The organism is Bradyrhizobium vignae, from assembly GCF_004114425.1.
In the GTDB taxonomy this organism is placed as follows: Bacteria; Pseudomonadota; Alphaproteobacteria; order Rhizobiales; family Xanthobacteraceae; genus Bradyrhizobium; species Bradyrhizobium vignae.
Window position 1 is genome coordinate 1 of sequence record NZ_RDQF01000128.1, and the last position, 2,792, is coordinate 2,792.

The 2,792-nt window shown below is 64.4% G+C and carries 3 protein-coding genes; all 3 read right to left on the reverse strand.

The features are described from left to right. Positions 1-162 precede the first annotated feature (162 nt). Positions 163-1,755 (reverse strand): IS66 family transposase, encoded by a 1,593-nt coding sequence (tnpC, locus tag EAV90_RS38945; protein ID WP_129146459.1) that lies wholly within the window; start codon positions 1,753-1,755, stop codon positions 163-165. A 94-nt stretch (positions 1,756-1,849) separates the two neighbouring features. Further along, positions 1,850-2,197, reverse strand: a complete 348-nt coding sequence (gene tnpB / locus EAV90_RS38950; RefSeq protein WP_027520144.1) for an IS66 family insertion sequence element accessory protein TnpB — start codon at positions 2,195-2,197, stop codon at positions 1,850-1,852. Then, positions 2,194-2,595 carry an IS66-like element accessory protein TnpA gene (gene tnpA / locus EAV90_RS38955; RefSeq protein ID WP_129146458.1) on the reverse strand — a complete coding sequence of 134 codons (402 nt, stop codon included), beginning with the start codon at positions 2,593-2,595 and terminating at the stop codon, positions 2,194-2,196. The genes tnpB and tnpA overlap by 4 nt, the downstream gene beginning before the upstream one ends. Positions 2,596-2,792 lie beyond the last annotated feature (197 nt).

A 2,792-nucleotide genomic window follows, 5' to 3' on the forward strand; every position in this document is an offset into this window, starting at 1 on the left:
GCAGCACCGGCTCCCGTGTCTCCGCTCATCTGTGACGCCTCCGCGAATCGGCGTCACAAACAGAATCACAGGCGATTCAACCGATGCAAATCCTACGCACGAGATGTGGGTAATCGAAAGCCGGTGAGGGCCGCGGGATCATCGCGTTGTGCGGTGGCCCGATCAGGCCGCAGACTGAACGGGGGTTCTCTTCCATTCCCAAGGCAGCAGCTCATTGAGCCGACCTTGCGGTGTGCTTGCGATGCGGGCCAAGACGTCCGCCAGCCAGGCTTGCGGATCGAGGTCATTGAGCTTTGCCGTCATGATGAGCGTCGCCATGGTGGCGGCGCGCTCGGCACCACGTTCGGAGCCGGCGAAGAGCCATGACTTGCGGCCCAGGGCAAAGCCGCGCAGCGCCCGCTCCGCTGCATTGTTTGTCAGGCAGACCCGCCCGTCGTCTATGAAGCGAGCAAACCGGTCCCAGCGGCGCAGCATGTAATCGATTGGCTTGGCGACCGATGAGGAGTTCGACAGCCGGGCACGCTGCTCGCGCAGCCATGCTTCCAATGCCGTCAAAAGCTGGGCGCTTTGCTCCTTGCGCATGCGCAGACGCTCTTCGGCGCTTTGGCCGTTGATGCCGCGCTCGATGTCGAACAGCGCATCGATGCGCTTGACCGCCTCCAGGGCAATCGCCGAGATCCCTGCGGCATTCTTGTCGCGCCTCGCATTGGCCGCGATGTCCGCCAGCTCGAAGAACTGGCGCCTGGCGTGGGCCCAACAGAGTGCGGACGTGATCGGCCCCTGCGCGCGCGAGGCCTCATACAGCTCGTTGTAGCCACTATAGGCGTCGGCCTGCAGGATGCCGGAGAAGCTTTGGAGATGCCGTGTGGGATGCTCCTGCCGTCGGTCGCGCGAGGCGTAATAGAGCGCGGCCGGCGGCGCCCGTCCGCCAAACGGCCGGTCGTCGCGAACGTAGGTCCAGATATGTCCCTTGAGCGTCTGGCCCTTGGCCAGGATCGGCACCGTGGTGTCGTCGCCATGCAGCCGCTCGGCGGAGAGGACATGACGCTCGATCAGCCGATAAAGCGGCTGCAGGGCCGCCGCACAGGCGCCGACCTGGTCAGCCAGTGTCGACAGGCTTAGGTCGATGCCCTCCCGGGCGTAGCGCTCGCTCTGCCGGTTCAAGGGCTGATGCTGGCCAAACTTCTCGAACAGGATCATTGCCAGCAGGTTCGGCCCGGCAAAGCCGCGCGGTGTCACGTGGAAGGGCGCTGGCGGCTGGGTGATCCTCTCGCAATCCCGGCACGAGAACTTCTCGCGCACCGTCTGGATCACCTTCCACCGTCGGGGAACAACCTCCAGCGTCTCGGTGATGTCTTCGCCCAGCTTTGAGAGCTTCGATGAGCCGCAGCAAGGGCAGCTCTGCGGTGCGGCGATCACGACACGCTCGCGCGGTAAATGGTCCGGGAATGGTTTGCGCGACGGCCGCTTGCGCTGGAAGGACCTGACGGTCTGTGTCTTGGCCGCCGCCCTCTCGGCCGCCAACTCGTCTTCGGTTGCGGTTGCTTCCAACTCTTCGAGCTCAAGCTCCATCTGTTCCAGGAGCCGTGCCTTGCGCTCCGAGCGGCTGCCATAAATCTGGCGACGCAGCTTCTCGATCTCGAGCTTGAGGTAACTGATCAGGGCCTCGGCCGCCTTCGCGTCGGCAGCTTCCGCTTTGGCGCTCGCCGCGACCGCTTCCGCTTGAAGACGAGCGGCGCGCTCCGCGAGGATCATCGCATGCGCGGCGGCAAGATCGGTGGGGAGCGATTCAGATGTGGTCACGACGATGATGGAATCACATCCATCACGATCCGGGAAGCTCAAAGCCTCACCCGACCGATGTCGGCCGCCACGTCTCTTGTGGGTGCCGCCAGTCGATCCCGGACAAGAGATAGCCGAGCTGCGCCGACGAGATCGTCACCACACCCTCCGCCGGGCTCGGCCAGATGAACCGCCCCCGCTCCAGACGCTTCGTGAACAGGCAGGCGCCCTGGCCGTCATGCCAGATGACCTTCAAAAGATTGCCCCGGCGACCGCGGAAGCAAAACAGGTGGCCGCCCAGCGGGTCGCGATGCAAGATCTCCTGAACCTGCAACGCCAGCGATGGAAAGCCCTTCCGCATGTCGGTATGGCCGGTCGCGAGCCATACCCGCACGCCGGCCGGCAACGGGATCATCGCGGCCGTCCATCCGTCAGCGCTGCCACGACTGCGCTCAGCGTCGCCGCGTCAACCGCGCCGGTGATCCGCATCCGAGCCCCGGCCGCGAACTCAATCTCGATCGCACCGCAGCTTCCGGAGGGCGCCGTCAACGATTGCCGGTCTGGCGCAATGGAGACTGCCGCAAAACGGACTTCGCCATCCTGCCGCTGCATCGGCTCGGGCCCGCAAGCGAGGACGCCGGTCCGCGCCTGCCGCCGCCAGGCCGTAACCAGATTGCGGTGAACGTCATGTCGCCGAGCAACCTCGACAACACTGGCCCCAGGCGCCAGACTCTCCTCCACGATCCGAAGCTTCTCGGCACTCGTCCACCGCCGTCGCCGCTCTGGACCGGATAGAACCGTAACCGTCGTCACGTTTGCTCATTTGTTTGCGAATTAATGAGCAAATCATCTCACCCTCAAGCGCTATCCGGAAAGGCGGCCATCACCGGCTTTCGATTACCCACATCTCGTGCGTAGGATTTGCATCGGTTGAATCGCCTGTGATTCTGTTTGTGACGCCGATTCGCGGAGGCGTCACAGATGAGCGGAGACACGGGAGCCGGTGCTGC